Consider the following 15,191-nt stretch of genomic DNA (forward strand, 5'->3'; position numbering starts at 1 on the left):
TTCGAGATTGCGCGTGACGCGCCGTCAGGCGTCGTCGCGCTCTTCCAGAAGCTTTCGGAGCGCATTGCTTTCGCGCTTCCGCTGTCAGGTGCATCATGGCGCGTGCGTTTCTCTTCGTTCTCGATTCTTTCGGCATAGGCGGCGCGCCGGATGCCGAAGCCTATGGTGATCTTGGCGCCAACACGCTTGGACACATCGCCGAGTATTGCGCCACAGGCGCTGCCGACCGGGCGGGCCTGCGTCAAGGCCCGCTCAGTCTGCCGAACATGTCCGCCCTTGGCCTTGTTCATGCGGCCAAGCTCGCCAACGGCGCGGTCCCACAGGGCATGCCGGTGCCCAATCGCGTCTACGGTGCCTTTGGCGCCGCAAGCGAGGTCTCGCGCGGCAAGGACACACCTTCCGGGCATTGGGAAATCGCCGGCACGCCGGTGATGTTCGATTGGGGCTATTTCTCTTCCGAAGGCGATGCCTTTCCGCCGGAACTTGTCGAAGCGATCTGCCGCGAGGGAAACATTCCGGGCATCCTTGGCAATTGCCACGCCTCCGGCACCGACATCATCGCCCGCCACGGTGAAGAGCACCTGCGGAGCGGCAAGCCGATCTGCTACACCTCTTCAGACTCGGTCTTCCAGATTGCGGCGCATGAACAGGCCTTCGGGCTCGAGCGCCTGCTTGACTTTTGTCAGACCGTCCGTCGGCTGGTCGACGACTACAATATCGGCCGGGTGATCGCCCGTCCCTTCGTCGGCACGAGCCCACAGACCTTCATCCGCACCGGCAATCGCCGCGACTATTCCGTACTACCACCCGAACCGACGGTCCTCGACCGGCTGACGGAGGCGGGGCGTATCGTCCATGCCATCGGCAAGATCGGCGATATCTTCGCTCATCAGGGCGTGACGAAGCTGACGAAAGCCGACGGCAACATGGCGCTCTTCGACGCAAGCCTCGCGGCCATCGACGAGGCCGAGGACGGCAGCCTGGTCTTCACCAACTTCGTCGATTTCGACATGCATTACGGCCACCGCCGCGACGTCGCCGGCTATGCGGCAGCACTCGAGGCCTTCGATGCGCGCCTGCCGGACCTCGACCGCCGCCTGCAACCGACCGATATCGTCATCCTGACCGCCGATCACGGCTGCGACCCGACCTGGCGAGGCACCGACCACACGCGTGAACGCGTGCCTGTGCTGATGTTCGGTCCGTCGCTGCGCAGCCGCTCGCTCGGCGTCGCCAACACCTTCGCGCATATCGGCGAAACCGTCGCCAAACATCTCGGCATAGCGCCGGGCCACCATGGGAGAAGCCTCATTTGACCGCACATCTGAAGAAGGCGGAACTGCATTGCCATATCGAGGGCGCGACGCCACCCGAACTGGCATTGGCCCAGGCCGAGAAATACGGCATCGATACCAGTGCGATCATCCGCGACAAGGCCTATGTCTGGGAAGACTTCACCAGTTTCGTGAAGTGCTACGACGCCATCGCCTCGCTGTTTCGCACCGAGGAAGACTATGCGCTGCTGGCGGAAGCCTATCTGACGGAGCTGGCCGAGGCCGGCACGATCTACAGCGAGATCATCGTTTCCCCCGACCACGGCAACACGATCGGCCTTGGTGCGAAGGCCTATCTTGAGGGTCTTGCCGCCGGCATGGAGGCCGCCAGGCAAAAGACCGGGATCGAGTCGCGCATGCTGATCACCGGCATCCGCCATCTCGGCCCGGAGTCCGTGATCAAGACCGCAGAATTCGCAGCCAAGCGGGAGCACGCGCTGGTCACCGGTTTCAACCTTGCCGGCGAGGAACGCATGCACAAGGTGGCCGATTTTGCGCGCGCCTTCGACATCGTGCGTGACGCCGGCCTTGGCCTGACTATCCATGCAGGCGAGCTCTCCGGCGCCTTCAGCGTGCGCGACGCGCTCGACCATGTGCGGCCGTCGCGTATCAGCCACGGTGTGCGGGCGATCGAAGACATGGAGCTGGTGCGGCGTCTTGCCGACACGGGCGTCGTGCTGGAAGTCTGCCCCGGCTCAAACATATCGCTGCAGGTCTTCCCGGACTTCGCCTCGCATCCGCTGAGAGCCCTTCACGCAGCTGGTGTGCGCGTGACGCTCAACTCCGACGACCCGCCGTTCTTCCACACCTCGCTTGCGCAGGAGTATGACATCGCCTCTGCGGTCATGGGCTTCACCGACGCAGAGATCGACGGCATGACCCGCACGGCGATCGAGGCGGCCTTCGTCGACGAGCCGACACGCCAGCGGCTGCACGCGCGCATCTGAGGAGCGCCGTTCCGTCTTGGGTTGGTCGGTTGGGGATGACGCTCTCCTGCCGGTCAACACCCTTGCGGCAACGACGCATTCCATGGAAAAAGGACGGATACAAAAAATCCGGAAAGGTGAGCCATGAACGGCGTTACAGTGATCGATCATCCGCTTGTGCAGCACAAGCTGACCATCATGCGCAAGAAGGAGACCTCGACTGCAGGTTTCCGCCGGCTTCTCCGTGAGATTTCGACCTTGCTCTGCTACGAGGTGACGCGCGATCTCGAACTGACGATGGAACGCATCGAAACGCCGCTGCAGGAAATCGACTCGCCGATCCTCGAAGGCAAGAAGCTGGTCTTCGCGTCTATCCTGCGTGCCGGCAACGGTCTGCTCGAAGGCATGCTCGAACTGGTGCCTTCGGCTCGCGTCTCCCACATCGGCGTCTATCGCGATCATGAGACGCTGCAGGCGGTGGAGTATTTCTTCAAGGCGCCGGAAAGCCTGTCCGAACGCCTGATCATTGTCGTCGACCCGATGCTCGCCACCGGCAATTCTTCGATTGCGGCAATTGACAAGCTGAAGGAACGCGGTGCCAAGAACATCCGCTTCCTCTGCCTGCTTGCCGCCCCCGAGGGTATCCGCAACTTCCAGAGTGTACATCCGGACGTGCCGATCTTTACCGCTTCGATCGACAGCCATTTGAACGAGCTCGGCTATATCATGCCCGGTCTCGGCGATGCGGGCGACCGCATGTACGGCACCAAATGATTTCCTGATCCTTAACCAGGATTACAGATCTGCGAGAAGGCCGCCGGTTTCCGGCGGCTTTTTCATGTCGTCTTAGGCGTCATCCGGTCTACTGCCCCTTAAGCGGTGCGCCTTTCTTTCGGGCGCATAGAAGGTCTCTGCGGCAATTCGAGTTTGCTGCATCCGATGCCGTTGAGGGGGAATGCCCATGCTCGTCCGTTTGCTCGCATTGGCCGGTGTTGCCGCGCTTGCCGCCATGGTGGTTCCGCATCTGGCAACGACCGCCTTGACGCAAGGCGGCGACAAGACGGCTGCCGAAGAGCCTGCGGTTCCACCGACGACCACGGCCAAATATGCGACCGGACGGAGCGTGGTGCTCGACGCGGATGGAAGAGGACATTTCCTCGGCACGTTCCGCATCAACGGCCGGACCGAGCGCGGACTGGTCGACACCGGCGCCAGCGCCATTGCCATCAACGTTTCGACCGCACGCCGGCTCGGGCTGACACCGAGCGCACTTTCCTTCACCGCCCGCGTCAGTACCGCCAATGGCGTCGTCGAAGCAGCTCCGGCAATGCTGAGTCGGATCGAGATCGGCGGTATCGTGGTGCGCGATGTCCGGGCGATGGTGTTACCGGACAAAGCACTTTCCGGCACGCTCATCGGCATGACATTCCTCAGCCGACTGTCGTCCTTCCGCGTCGAGGACGGCGCCCTTCACCTCGTCAGGTGATCTTCGCCACAATCGGCGACCGTTTCTCGGGCACGGCATCATCGATCGTATAGAGCGCCTGCACGCGGCCTCTGGCTATCTCGGCGGCATCCTGATCGGCGGCGTGAACGAAACAGATCAGGTCATCCTTTTCGACGCGCGTACCAAGCGGCTTCAGCGCATCCAGTCCGACGCGATGGTCGATCCTGTCGTCCGGATGCGACCGTCCGCCGCCGAGCGCGATGACGGCCATGCCGAGCTCGCGCGTCTCGCAGGCCGCAAGATAGCCGGATCGTTCCGCCTCGACCGGCAGGATGACTGGAGCACGACCGAGATAGCTCACCGAACGCTCGACGAAATCGGTCGGACCGCCAAGCGCGTGCACCATTTTCCCGAAACGTTCGATTGCGGCTCCGCTCGAAAGGGCCTGGCGCGCCAGCGCTTCGCCTTTTTCCGCGTCGTCGGCCGCACCTGCGGCTACCAGCATTTCGGCGGCAAAAGCCAGCACGACCGTTTCAAGCCGCGTGCCCGTCTTTTCGCCCCGGAGGAAAGCCAGGCAATTGTCGATTTCCAGCGCGTTGCCGGCGGCATCGGCCAGCGGTTCGTTCATATCGGTTAGCAGCGCCGAGGTGCGGACACCGGCGCCGTTGGCGACATCGACCAGCGCGCGCGCCAGCACCTCCGCTTCCCTGGCATCGCTCATGAAGGAGCCATTGCCGAGCTTGACGTCGAGCACCAGCGACTGGAGGCCGGCGGCGAGCTTCTTGGAAAGGATCGAAGCGGTGATCAGGGGTACCGAATCGACGGTCGCGGTCACATCGCGGATCGCATAGAGCCGCTTGTCTGCCGGAGCGAGGTTCGCCGTCTGGCCTATAATGGCGCAGCCGATTTCGTCGACCGTGCTGCGGAACACGGCAGCCGACGGTTGGATATCATAGCCGGGTATCGATTCGAGTTTATCGAGCGTGCCCCCCGTGTGCCCAAGCCCGCGTCCTGAAATCATCGGCACGGCAAGCCCGCAGGCAGCAACGATCGGCGCCAGCATGAGCGAGACATTGTCGCCGACGCCACCGGTCGAATGCTTGTCCGCGATCGGGCGAGCGATTGCGCTCCAGTCGAGTGTTTCGCCGGAATCGCGCATCGCCAGGGTCAGCGCCACGGTCTCGTCGCGGCTCATGCCGGAGAACCAGACAGCCATGGCGAAGGCGGCGACCTGCCCTTCGGAGATTGAGCCATCCGAAAGGCCGCGGACAAAATCGGCGATCTCGGTCGGAGCGAGGCGTTCGCCGTTGCGCTTGCGCCTGATAGTTTCCTGCGGAAGCATCGTCACCCGCGCACCGCATCGGCTGCGATCATATCGGCAAGGATAGCGGCAAGCCGCTTGCCACCGACAGGAGCCATATCCTTCGTCTCGTGATGGCTGATCTCGCCCCCGGTCATGCCGGCGCCGAAATTGGTGATGACGGAGGCTGCGACGACGCGGAGACCGAAGAAGCGCGCGAGGATAACCTCCGGAACCGTGGACATGCCAACGGCGTCGGCGCCGAGGATGCGCGCCATGCGAATCTCGGCCGGCGTTTCGAAGCTCGGGCCTGAGAACCACATATAGACACCGTCAATGAGCGGTATGCCGAGACGCTCGGCACTTGCCTGCATTCTCGCGGCAAGCTCGGCATCGTAAGCATTTGTCATGCCGACGAAGCGGTCGTCGCTCTCGACGCCGATCAGCGGATTGAAGCCGGAGTAGTTGATGTGGTCGGAAATCCGCATCACCGATCCCGGCGGCAAGTCCTCTCGTAGCGATCCGGCGGAGTTGGTGAGCACCAGGCACTCGATGCCGAGCGCCTTCAGGGTTTCCAGCGGCAGGCGCATCGCATTGGCGTCGCCCTGCTCGTAGTAGTGCACACGGCCGGAGAGCATGACGACCGGCACGCCTGAGAGCGTTCCGGCCACGAGTTCTCCGGCATGGCCGGAGACGCTGCTGACCGGGAAGCCCGGTATGTCGGCATAGGAAAGCCGCAGCGTTTCATCCAGAGCGTCAACCAGCGATCCGAGGCCGGAACCGAGCACGATGCCGTAGCGCGGAGAAAGTCCTCCGAGCCGGGCCTTCAGCAATTCAGCAGCCGCGGTCATCCGAGAATCTCGGTCTCGAAGCTGTGCGGCAGCAGGTCCGACAGCGCCAGGGTCTTCTTCACCCCGGTCTCGTCGCAGAGGAAGATGCGCGTGCTGGCGCCAGAAAACTCCGCCAGCCGCTGACGGCAGCCGCCGCAGGGCGGGCAGAGTGCCAGCTTCTCGGCAATCACCGCCACTTCCAGGATCTTGCGTTGGCCGGCCATGACCATATGGCTGATGGCGGTGGTCTCAGCGCACCATCCCTCGGGGAACGACAGGTTCTCGATATTGGCACCGGTATAGATCTTGCCGTCCTCGGCGCGGATTGCCGCGCCGACCGGAAACTTCGAATAGGGCGCATGCGCCTTGGCCATTGCGTCGCGCGCGGCTTCGAACAGTTCCTTTTCCATGGTTCTAGCGCTCCTTCACATAGGGGACGCCGCCGGCCTTCGGCGGGATGGCCTTGCCGATGAAGCCGGCAAGCAGGATCACGGTGAGGATGTAGGGCAGCGCCTGCATCAGCTGCACCGGCACTTGGCCGATCAGCGGCAGCGGATTGCCCTGCAGGCGGATGGCGAGCGCGTCAAGGAAGCCGAAGAGCAGGCAGGCGAGCATGATGTTGAACGGCCGCCACTTGGCGAAGATCAGCGCTGCAAGCGCGATGTAGCCCTTCCCGGCGGTCATGCCCTTGACGAAGCCGGCGGTCATGGCCAGCGACAGATAGGCGCCGGCAAAGCCGCAGAGAATGCCGCAGCAGATGACGGCGCGATAGCGCATCCAGATCACCGAGATGCCGGCGGTGTCGACTGCACCCGGGTTTTCGCCGACCGCGCGCAGGCGCAGGCCGAAACGGGTGCGGTAGAGGATCCACCAGCTGATCGGCACCATGGCAAAGGCGACATAGGTCAGGATGAAATGCCCGGAAAGCAGGTCCGAATAGATCGGGCCAAGGATCGGGATTTCCCGGATGCTGTCGGCATAGGGGAAGGTGATCGTCTGGAAGCGCGCGCCTTCGCCGAGCGCCGGCGTGCGGCCACCCTGGCGGAACCAGGCTTCACCGAGAATGACGGTCGAGCCGGCAACGATGAAGTTGATGGCGACGCCAGAGACGATCTGGTTGCCGCGCTGGGTGATCGAGGCATAGCCGTGCACCAGCGATAGTGCGATCGAGATCAGGATGGCGGCGAGCAGCCCCATCCAGACGGATTGGGTGACGGCAGCAACAGCGCCGGCGGCAAAGGCCGCGCCCAACATCTTGCCTTCGAGACCGATGTCGAAGATGCCGGCACGCTCGGTAAAGAGCCCTGCCAGCGCTGCGAAGATCAGCGGGACGGATACGCGGATGGTGGACTCGAGGAGCACCACGATGACGTGGAAGAAATCCATTGCTTCAAGCTCCCTTGGTCTGTGCCACGACGGCCGCACGGCGGCTCTGCATCGTAAACAGCCGGGCAATCGCCGGCCTGAACATGTTTTCGAGTGCACCGGCAAAGAGAATGACGAGGCCCTGGATGATGACGATCATGTCGCGCGAGATCGACGGCATTTCGAAGGAGATCTCGGCTCCGCCCTGGTAGAGCATGCCGAAGAGAATGGCCGCCGGGATGATGCCGGCCGGATGCGAGCGGCCCATCAGCGCCACAGCGATGCCGACGAAGCCTGCACCCTGCACGAAATCGAGCTGCATGCGCCCCTGTTCACCCATGATCGGGTTCAGCGCCATCATGCCGGCAAGCGCGCCTGAGATCATTATGGTGATGACGGTGATGCGGCTTTCGCTCATGCCGGCGTAACGCGCTGCCGAAGGGCTGTGGCCCATGGTGCGCATCTCATAGCCGAGCTTGGTGCGCCAGATCAGCAGCCAGACACAGAAGGCGGCGACCAGCGCCAGCAGGAACGAGACGTTGAACGGCGCCGTGCCGATATCGAGCCCGAAGATCGCGAGCAGCCAATCGAGTTTCGGCAACTGCCCGCCTTCGGCGAAGGTGCGCGTCTGCGGCGACATGGAGCCCAGCGGTTTCAGCACGCGCGTCAGCAGATAGACCATCAGGCTCGAGGCGATGAAGTTGAACATGATCGTCGTGATGACGATATGGCTGCCGCGCTTGGCCTGCAGCCAGCCCGGCAGGAAGGCCCAGGCCGCACCGAAGAAAGCGGATCCGAGGATCGCCAGTGGGAAGACGATGAACCAGGGCATCGTCTGGTCGAGCCAGAGGCAGGCAAGGGCCACGCCGATGCCGCCGACATAGGCCTGGCCTTCGCCACCAATGTTGAAGAGGCCGGCATGGAAGGCGACCGCCACCGCAAGACCGGTGAAGATGAAGGTGGTCGCGTAGTACAGCGTGAAGCCGAGATATTCACCGCGGCCGAAGGCACCGTTGATCAGGTGATAGGCTGCTTCCAGCGGGTTTTCACCGACGAGCAGCACGACGAGGCCGGCAACGAGGAAGGCAACCGCGAGGTTGACCAGCGGGATCAGGCCGTATTCGACCCAGCCCGGAAGCTTAGCATAGGGGGAGCTCATTCTGCGGCCTCCTTGCGGCCTTCAACGCCGGCCATCAAGAGGCCGAGTTCGCCCTCGGTGGCATCCGGATCGCGCTCGCCGACGACACGGCCGGCAAACATGACCAGAATACGGTCCGAAAGGGCGCGGATTTCATCGAGTTCGACGGAGACCAGGAGGACAGCCATGCCCTGGTCGCGCATCTCGATGATCCGCCTATGGATGAATTCGATGGCGCCGACGTCGACGCCGCGCGTCGGCTGACCGATGATCAGCACATCCGGCCCGCGCTCCATTTCGCGTGCCAGCACGATCTTCTGCTGGTTGCCGCCGGAGAAATTGGCGGTCTTCAGCCGCGGATTCGGCGGGCGGATATCGTATTCGGCAATGCGTTTTTCGGCATCCTTGCGGATGGCATCGATGTTCAGGAAGACGCCATTGAGGTAGCGCTTGTCGTGATGGTAACCGAGGATCGCGTTTTCGCATTCCTCGAACTTCAGAACGAGGCCGACATGGTGGCGGTCTTCTGGCACATGGGCGAGGCCGCGATCACGCAGTTCGGCCGGATCGGCGCGGCCGGTCACATCGATCGGCTTGCCGTTCAACAGAACGGAGCCGGAGATGGCACGGCGGATGCCGGAAATCGCTTCAAGCAGTTCCGACTGACCGTTGCCGGCAACGCCGGCGATGCCGACAATTTCGCCAGCCCGGAGATTGAACGAGACATTGTCGACCATGGTGACGCCGCGGCCATCCTTGACCGTGAGCCCCTCGACTGCAAGCTTGACGTCGCCCGGCTTGGCTTCGCCCTTCTCGACGCGCAGCAACACGCGGCGGCCTACCATGAGCTCGGCGAGCTCCTCCACCGAAGTCTCGGCCGTCGTACGTGTCGCCACCATTTCGCCGCGGCGCATGACCGACACCTCGTCGGTAATTGCCATGATCTCGCGCAGCTTGTGGGTGATGAGGATGATGGTCTTTCCCTGGCTCTTCAGCTGTTCGAGAACGCGGAAAAGGTGATCGGCTTCCGCCGGCGTCAACACGCCGGTCGGCTCGTCGAGGATCAGGATATCGGCCCGGCGATAAAGCGCCTTCAGGATTTCGACGCGCTGCTGAAGGCCAACCGGCAACTCTTCGATGAGCGCATCCGGATCGACCTCGAGCGCATATTCGCGCTCCAGCCGCTTCAATTCGACGCGTGCCTTGGCGATGCCCTTGTTGAGGATCTGGCTGTCCTCGGCGCCCAGCATGACGTTTTCGAGCACCGTGAAGTTCTCGACCAGCATGAAATGTTGGTGGACCATGCCGATGCCGGCTGCGATCGCCGCATTCGGATCGCGGATGGCAACGGCCTTGCCGTCGACGAGGATTTCACCGCTATCGGCCTGGTAGAAGCCGTAGAGGATCGACATCAGGGTCGATTTTCCCGCACCGTTTTCGCCAATGATGCCGTGAATCGTCCCTTTGCGGACTTTTAGATTAATGTTCTTGTTGGCGTGGACCGGACCGAAGCTCTTGTCGATCTCACGCAGTTCGATGGCAATATTGTCCATATTGGCCTTGCGATCCCCAAACTGGCCCGCTTCGGCATTCTTCCCAGAAACCGTGCCGGCGATTTTTTTACCATTTGGTCTAAGTTTATCATCGATTTTTCGGGGCGAAAGCCCTCAACCGTGATCTTCCTTATACTCTCATCAGATCGCTGGTGAGAGTCCAGCGTGAATATACACAGGCACTTGGACGCGAAAAACCGGCGACAACGCGTGCCGCCGGTTCCCTTTGATTGTTCGCATGCCGTTATCGCAAAACCGCTGTCCGTCTTCGCGCGTCATGCCTTTTAGGGCATTCGGTGGTTTCAGGCGGCCCGTACCGGCCGAAGCAGCCTGAGGGCATTCATGGTGACGAGCACGGTTGCGCCGGTGTCGGCCAGGATGGCAGGCCAAAGGCCGGTGACGCCAATGATCGTCGTCACCAGGAAGACGGCCTTCAGGCCCAGCGCGATCGTGATGTTCTGCACGATGTTGTGCATCGTCGAACGGGAAAGGCGGATCATCGCCGCCACGTCGCCGACCCGGCCATGCAGGACCGCCGCATCCGCCGTTTCCAGGGCTACATCCGTGCCGCCGCCCATGGCGATGCCGATATCGGCTGCCGCCAGTGCCGGCGCGTCGTTGATGCCGTCACCGATCTTGGCGACGTTGAAGCCCTCGGCTTTCAACTCACGCACGATGCGCTGCTTGTCCTCGGGCAAGAGTTCGGCGCGGACTTCCATGCCGAACTGGCGACCGATCGCTTCCGCCGTGCGACGATTGTCGCCCGTTAGCATGACGACGCGGAGACCGGCATCCGTCAGCGCCTTCACGCCGGCAGCCGCATCCGGCCGCGGCTCGTCGCGCATGGCAATGGCGCCGGCAATCACGCCTCCCGCCACGAGCACCGAAACCGTCTTGCCTTCATCGTTGAGAGCCGAGACGCGCGCCGTCTCGTCCGCCGTCATCGGCGCCCGCTCGCCTGCAGCCTTGGGCGAGCCGAAGAACAGCGCGATGCCGTCGACGCTCCCTTCAAGTCCCTTGCCGCCAACCGCGTTCACGGTTGCAATGTTGGGGACGGCGAGACCATCGGCCGCGCTCCGCTCTAGAATAGCATGAGCAAGCGGATGGCTCGATCCCTGCTCCAGTGCTGCCGCCAGGCGCAGAACCTCAGCCTCCGAGCGACCGAAGCCGACGATATCGGTCACCTTCGGCTTGCCTTCCGTGAGCGTACCGGTCTTGTCGAAGGCAGCGGCGGTAACCTTGCCCACATTCTCCAGCACCGCCCCACCCTTCATCAGCAGCCCGCGCCTTGCGCCGGCCGAAAGGCTGGCAGCGATCGCTGCCGGCGTCGAGATGACCAGGGCACAGGGGCAGCCGATCAGCAAGATGGCGAGACCCTTGTAGATCCACTCATCCCAGGAGCCGCCCCAGAGAAGCGGCGGCAGCGCGGCGACCAGCGCCGCGACCACGACGACACCCGGCGTATAGTAGCGCGAGAAGCGGTCGATGAAGCGCTCGGTCGGCGCCTTGCTCTCCTGTGCCTCCTCCACCATGCGAACAATGCGGGCGATGGTGTTGTCGGCCGCGGCGGCCGTAACCCGCACGCGCAGCGCGCCGGAACCATTGACGGTGCCCGCGACAACGGTGTCATCAGCCACCTTGCGCACCGGTGTACTCTCGCCGGTCACCGGCGCTTCGTCGACTGCACTTTCGCCGGATAGCACGACGCCATCGGCCGGCATCCGGTCACCGGGACGCACCAGGATGACGGCGCCGACACTCAGCGTCTCGGCGGGAACTTCATCCAGCCGGCCATCGCGCTCGACGAAGGCGGACTTCGGAACGAGCGCCGTCAGCGACTGGATGCTGGCACGCGCCTTTCCGGCGGCCACGCCCTCCAGCAATTCGCCGATCAGGAACAGGAGCACGACCATCGCCGCTTCTTCCGTCGCGCCGATGAAGACTGCACCGACGGCGGCGATCGTCATCAGCATCTCGATCGAAAAGGGCGTACCCATGGTCGCGGCGGCAAAGGCGCGGCGCGCAATCGGCAACAGGCCGACGAGCATGGCAAGCGTGAAGATCCAGGGCTCCGTCGCCGGGATCGTCTTGCCGACCGCATAGGCGGCAATCAGCGCCAGGCCGCTGGCAATCGTCAGCTTACCCTTTCCCGACTTCCACCAGGGGCCGCTCGTCGGGCCGTGGTCATGACCGTGAAGCCCCATCGCGGCCGCGGCTGTCTCGCCCTTTTGGCTGGCGCTGGCATCGTGACGATGGGCGTGACCATCGTGTCGATGATCATGGTCATGGCCATGATCATGGTTGCAATCGTGGCCGTGGCTATGGTCATGGTCATGGTCATGGCCATGATCGTGCCCGGAGCAGACATGGGCCGTTTTCCGTTCCGACGCCTGGCCTGCCTGGATCGGATGCAAACGATAGCCGAGTTTTCCGACCCTGCTCACGATCGACGTCGCGAGATCGTTCTCGTCGGCAAATTTAACCGACATGGTGCCCGCCGACACTGAAACCGACACGTCCTCGACACCCGACAGCCTGCGCACCGCCGTGTCGATCTTGGTTGCGCAGGATGCGCAATCCATGCCTTCGACGCGATAACGGGCTTCCCGAATAGTGCTCGCCATAACCTGCTCCTTGCATATCTTGAAGCAACGCTACGACCTCTAGCAACTAGAGCTACAAGGCGAAATTGCAGCCTGGGTGCAGATTTTTTTAACGATCAACGTGACAGGAAGCGGATCACCCAGTCCGCGATGCCTTTGTAGGGCGGTTTCACCAGGTCACTCGGCGCCGGCTCGAGTTTTCTCAGCACGGGCATAGCCTTGGAAAAGGTCAGGAACCCATCGCGTCCGTGATAGTGGCCCATGCCGCTGGCGCCGACGCCGCCAAACGGTAGGTCGTTGCAGCCGAACTGGTAGAGCGTGTCGTTGATGCAAACGCCGCCTGCGACAACACGCGAGAGAATAGCCTCGATTTCGTTTTTCTCCCGGCTGAAGCAGTAGAGCGCCAGCGGGCGGTCATGGCCGAGCATATAGCCGATCGCCTCCTCGATCGAGGTGTAGCCGATGACGGGGAGGATAGGTCCGAAGACCTCTTCGCCCATGACGGCACTTTCCCGATCCGGATCGATGATGAGCGTTGGCGGGAAAAGGCGTGGATGCTCGGCGACGTCCTCAGTTCCATCGAGCAGCGGGATCACTTTATGGCCACGTGCCTCGGCGTCGGCAATCAGGCGCGTGAGGCGCTCGTACTGCCCCGCATTGATGATCGATGTGTAGTCTTCGAGGCGTCGCTTCGCCGGATAACGCGCTGCCATTTCTTGCCTCATCAAGACCACGAAAGCTTCGCGCTTGCTCTCATGGATGAGGACATAATCGGGCGCGATGCAGGTCTGGCCGGCATTGAAGAATTTGCCGGTGGCAACACGCCTGGCTGCCTTGGCGAGATCGGCGGTTTCGGTCACGATCGCCGGAGATTTGCCGCCGAGTTCAAGCGTTACCGGCGTCAGATTCTGGGCGGCCGCCGCCATCACCTTGCGCCCGACGGCGGTGGAACCGGTGAAAAACAGATGGTCGAAAGGGAGAGCCGAGAAGCTGGCGGACAGTTCGGGGCCGCCGAGCGCGACCGCCACGCGCGCCTCCGGAAAGACCTCGCCAAGCAGTGACCGCAGGAACTCGGCGGTCTGCGGCGCATGCTCGGATGGCTTGAGGAAGACATGATTGCCGGCGGCAATCGCCGCGACCAACGGGGCGAGCGCCAGGTTGACCGGATAGTTCCACGGCGAAATGATCCCGACGACGCCGAGCGGCACGAAACGCACTTCTGCCCTGGCCGGCCAGAGCTTCCATCCGGCCGTCCGACGCTCTGGACGGACCCAGCGCTTGAGTTTCGCCAATGTATGGTCGATCTCGGAAAGCACGACGCCGCCTTCGCCAAGCAGCGTTTCGTGCCGCGCGCGATGAGCGAAATCCGCATCGATCGCCTGACACATCTCATCCATGCGCGCGCGCAAACGCTCTCTGAGCCGGCTCAGGTCCGCGCGACGCTGCAGTACGGACGGGCGGGTTTCGAGCCAGGCGGTCCGCAACCTGTCGAAGCTGGCGCCGAGATGCGGCGAGGTATCAATTGTGGTTGTCATCGGCTTTCAGTCGAGCGAGCAAAGAACCATTGCGCGGCATAATAGGTGCCGAGCACCCAGAACGCATTGAGCGGAATATTAAAGCGGAAGCGGCCGTAGGCGAGCACGGTATCGCTGACCAGGAACAACAGACCGCCAATCGCAGCATAGCGGGCTGTCAGTTCCCGTGGCGTTCCCGAGAGCTGGCGGGCACGGGAGATCGCCTGGGCAGCCATCGCGCCGAGCGCCAGGGCGTAGATGATGACCGGGATGCGCATCTCAGACGGTAGCGACGTCCACAGACCAGCGACGACCGAGAGCGCAATCAAGGCAAAGACGGTAAACACAACAGGATGGGCGGCAAGTCTGGCATCACGGGTGAGCGCGAAAATGTAGGCGCAGTGGGTGAGCAGGAAGCAGACGAGGCCGGCCAGAAAATAGTCCCCCGGCAACATGAGAAAGAGGTCGCCGGCTGCGGCAAAAACGAGACCGACCGCGACCGCCGTACCGTAGGCGCGCGACGGAGGAGTAAGGTTCCTGAGCACAAAAGCGAGTAGCAACAGAGTTGCTGTGGGCTTGGTCAGATAGTGCAGCCAGCGCCAGAAAGAGCCATCGCCAGCCGCGAGCAGGCTGCCGAGGATCGCCAGAGCAACGCAGGCGAGAAAGAAAACCTGGATAGGACGGTTCCGCTCTGCGTCCAAAGTCCCCCCGTAACTCATGCCGACGATCTCCCCGTTTATCCGAGCCGTAGCCGGGCTCAGTCTTTGATTATGGCGATAGTTTCCATTTTTGCGGGATTGTCCAGTTACGTCCGCGCGGCGCGGCAAGCGGCTTGTCGGCGGCATCGGCTACGTTCTGTCGGGCAATCGGTAGCCTCACGACGAAGCGGTTGGCCAAATGCGATCATGCGGGTCCATGGGACTGCTTCGCGATGAAAGCAGAGGAGGTTAGCCGCGCCCGTTGCGATCGCTGGGGACCAGCGGTGCGAGGCTGCCGGCCGACTTTGGCCGTTTGTGGTGCGCTCCGTGCGAAGTCTAGAACGGCAAAAGCCCCCGGTTTTTTTTGACACGGGGGCTTATTGTATTTGGAAGATTTGGTTGCGGGGGCAGGATTTGAACCTGCGGCCTTCAGGTTATGAGCCTGACGAGCTACCGGGCTGCTCCACCCCGCGCCATCGCGGT

The 15,191-nt window shown here is 62.8% G+C and carries 13 protein-coding genes and 1 tRNA gene; 4 read left to right on the forward strand and 10 right to left on the reverse strand.

Annotated features, from left to right (window positions below; translation table 11 throughout):
• The first annotated feature begins 95 nt into the window (after window positions 1-95).
• The 4 genes from AB4Z53_RS05625 to AB4Z53_RS05640 all read left to right on the forward strand — a co-directional run bounded on the left by AB4Z53_RS05625 (window position 96) and on the right by AB4Z53_RS05640 (window position 3,746).
• On the forward strand, window positions 96-1,316 hold the full coding sequence (locus tag AB4Z53_RS05625) for a phosphopentomutase (protein WP_441595174.1): 1,221 nt from the start codon (window positions 96-98) through the stop codon (window positions 1,314-1,316).
• Complete coding sequence (locus AB4Z53_RS05630) at window positions 1,313-2,281, forward strand: adenosine deaminase (RefSeq protein WP_441595176.1); 969 nt, start codon at window positions 1,313-1,315, stop codon at window positions 2,279-2,281. Before AB4Z53_RS05625 ends, AB4Z53_RS05630 begins: the two co-directional genes overlap by 4 nt.
• A gap of 123 nt (window positions 2,282-2,404) precedes the next feature.
• The gene (upp, locus tag AB4Z53_RS05635) at window positions 2,405-3,034 is read left to right on the forward strand and encodes a uracil phosphoribosyltransferase (protein ID WP_113539885.1); all 630 of its coding nucleotides are present in this window, start codon (window positions 2,405-2,407) and stop codon (window positions 3,032-3,034) included.
• Between the two features lie 187 nt (window positions 3,035-3,221).
• Entirely contained in the window at window positions 3,222-3,746 is a 525-nt protein-coding gene (locus AB4Z53_RS05640) for a TIGR02281 family clan AA aspartic protease (RefSeq protein ID WP_441595178.1), read from the forward strand.
• Here AB4Z53_RS05640 and deoA read toward each other — a convergent pair.
• The 10 genes from deoA to AB4Z53_RS05690 all read right to left on the reverse strand — a co-directional run bounded on the left by deoA (window position 3,739) and on the right by AB4Z53_RS05690 (window position 15,181).
• The gene (gene deoA, locus AB4Z53_RS05645) at window positions 3,739-5,055 is read right to left on the reverse strand and encodes a thymidine phosphorylase (protein ID WP_441595180.1); all 1,317 of its coding nucleotides are present in this window, start codon (window positions 5,053-5,055) and stop codon (window positions 3,739-3,741) included. The two genes, AB4Z53_RS05640 and deoA, sit on opposite strands and share 8 nt — an antisense overlap.
• Window positions 5,052-5,858 carry a purine-nucleoside phosphorylase gene (locus tag AB4Z53_RS05650; RefSeq protein ID WP_441595182.1) on the reverse strand — a complete coding sequence of 269 codons (807 nt, stop codon included), beginning with the start codon at window positions 5,856-5,858 and terminating at the stop codon, window positions 5,052-5,054. The genes deoA and AB4Z53_RS05650 overlap by 4 nt, the downstream gene beginning before the upstream one ends.
• Window positions 5,855-6,247 carry a cytidine deaminase gene (locus AB4Z53_RS05655; RefSeq protein WP_043622805.1) on the reverse strand — a complete coding sequence of 131 codons (393 nt, stop codon included), beginning with the start codon at window positions 6,245-6,247 and terminating at the stop codon, window positions 5,855-5,857. Before AB4Z53_RS05655 ends, AB4Z53_RS05650 begins: the two co-directional genes overlap by 4 nt.
• Window positions 6,248-6,251: 4 nt before the next feature.
• Entirely contained in the window at window positions 6,252-7,223 is a 972-nt protein-coding gene (locus AB4Z53_RS05660) for an ABC transporter permease (protein WP_043622808.1), read from the reverse strand.
• 4 nt (window positions 7,224-7,227) lie between these two features.
• A complete protein-coding gene (locus tag AB4Z53_RS05665) occupies window positions 7,228-8,361 on the reverse strand; it encodes an ABC transporter permease (RefSeq protein WP_441595185.1) in 1,134 nt (377 codons plus the stop codon).
• Window positions 8,358-9,893, reverse strand: a complete 1,536-nt coding sequence (locus tag AB4Z53_RS05670; protein WP_223726000.1) for an ABC transporter ATP-binding protein — start codon at window positions 9,891-9,893, stop codon at window positions 8,358-8,360. The genes AB4Z53_RS05665 and AB4Z53_RS05670 overlap by 4 nt, the downstream gene beginning before the upstream one ends.
• Window positions 9,894-10,195: 302 nt before the next feature.
• Window positions 10,196-12,517, reverse strand: a complete 2,322-nt coding sequence (locus AB4Z53_RS05675) for a heavy metal translocating P-type ATPase (RefSeq protein WP_441595188.1) — start codon at window positions 12,515-12,517, stop codon at window positions 10,196-10,198.
• A 95-nt stretch (window positions 12,518-12,612) separates the two neighbouring features.
• A complete protein-coding gene (locus AB4Z53_RS05680) occupies window positions 12,613-14,031 on the reverse strand; it encodes a coniferyl aldehyde dehydrogenase (RefSeq protein WP_441595190.1) in 1,419 nt (472 codons plus the stop codon).
• Window positions 14,028-14,729, reverse strand: coding sequence for a lysoplasmalogenase (locus AB4Z53_RS05685; protein WP_441595192.1), 702 nt, complete (start codon window positions 14,727-14,729; stop codon window positions 14,028-14,030). The genes AB4Z53_RS05680 and AB4Z53_RS05685 overlap by 4 nt, the downstream gene beginning before the upstream one ends.
• Window positions 14,730-15,104: 375 nt before the next feature.
• Window positions 15,105-15,181 (reverse strand) — tRNA-Met (locus tag AB4Z53_RS05690).
• Window positions 15,182-15,191 lie beyond the last annotated feature (10 nt).

This window comes from Ensifer sp. 2TAB8 (genome assembly GCF_052115125.1).
In the GTDB taxonomy this organism is placed as follows: domain Bacteria; phylum Pseudomonadota; class Alphaproteobacteria; order Rhizobiales; family Rhizobiaceae; genus Ensifer.

What these genes read in the sequence shown, in the direction of transcription:
- AB4Z53_RS05625 (WP_441595174.1), top strand. Translation starts at nt 96, where the DNA reads ATGGCGCGTGCGTTTCTCTTCGTTCTCGATTCTTTCGGCATAGGCGGC.
- upp (WP_113539885.1), top strand. Translation starts at nt 2,405, where the DNA reads ATGAACGGCGTTACAGTGATCGATCATCCGCTTGTGCAGCACAAGCTG.
- AB4Z53_RS05640 (WP_441595178.1), top strand. Translation starts at nt 3,222, where the DNA reads ATGCTCGTCCGTTTGCTCGCATTGGCCGGTGTTGCCGCGCTTGCCGCC.
- AB4Z53_RS05650 (WP_441595182.1), bottom strand. Translation starts at nt 5,858, where the DNA reads ATGACCGCGGCTGCTGAATTGCTGAAGGCCCGGCTCGGAGGACTTTCT.
- AB4Z53_RS05655 (WP_043622805.1), bottom strand. Translation starts at nt 6,247, where the DNA reads ATGGAAAAGGAACTGTTCGAAGCCGCGCGCGACGCAATGGCCAAGGCG.
- AB4Z53_RS05660 (WP_043622808.1), bottom strand. Translation starts at nt 7,223, where the DNA reads ATGGATTTCTTCCACGTCATCGTGGTGCTCCTCGAGTCCACCATCCGC.
- AB4Z53_RS05665 (WP_441595185.1), bottom strand. Translation starts at nt 8,361, where the DNA reads ATGAGCTCCCCCTATGCTAAGCTTCCGGGCTGGGTCGAATACGGCCTG.
- AB4Z53_RS05670 (WP_223726000.1), bottom strand. Translation starts at nt 9,893, where the DNA reads ATGGACAATATTGCCATCGAACTGCGTGAGATCGACAAGAGCTTCGGT.
- AB4Z53_RS05675 (WP_441595188.1), bottom strand. Translation starts at nt 12,517, where the DNA reads ATGGCGAGCACTATTCGGGAAGCCCGTTATCGCGTCGAAGGCATGGAT.
- AB4Z53_RS05680 (WP_441595190.1), bottom strand. Translation starts at nt 14,031, where the DNA reads ATGACAACCACAATTGATACCTCGCCGCATCTCGGCGCCAGCTTCGAC.
- AB4Z53_RS05685 (WP_441595192.1), bottom strand. Translation starts at nt 14,729, where the DNA reads ATGAGTTACGGGGGGACTTTGGACGCAGAGCGGAACCGTCCTATCCAG.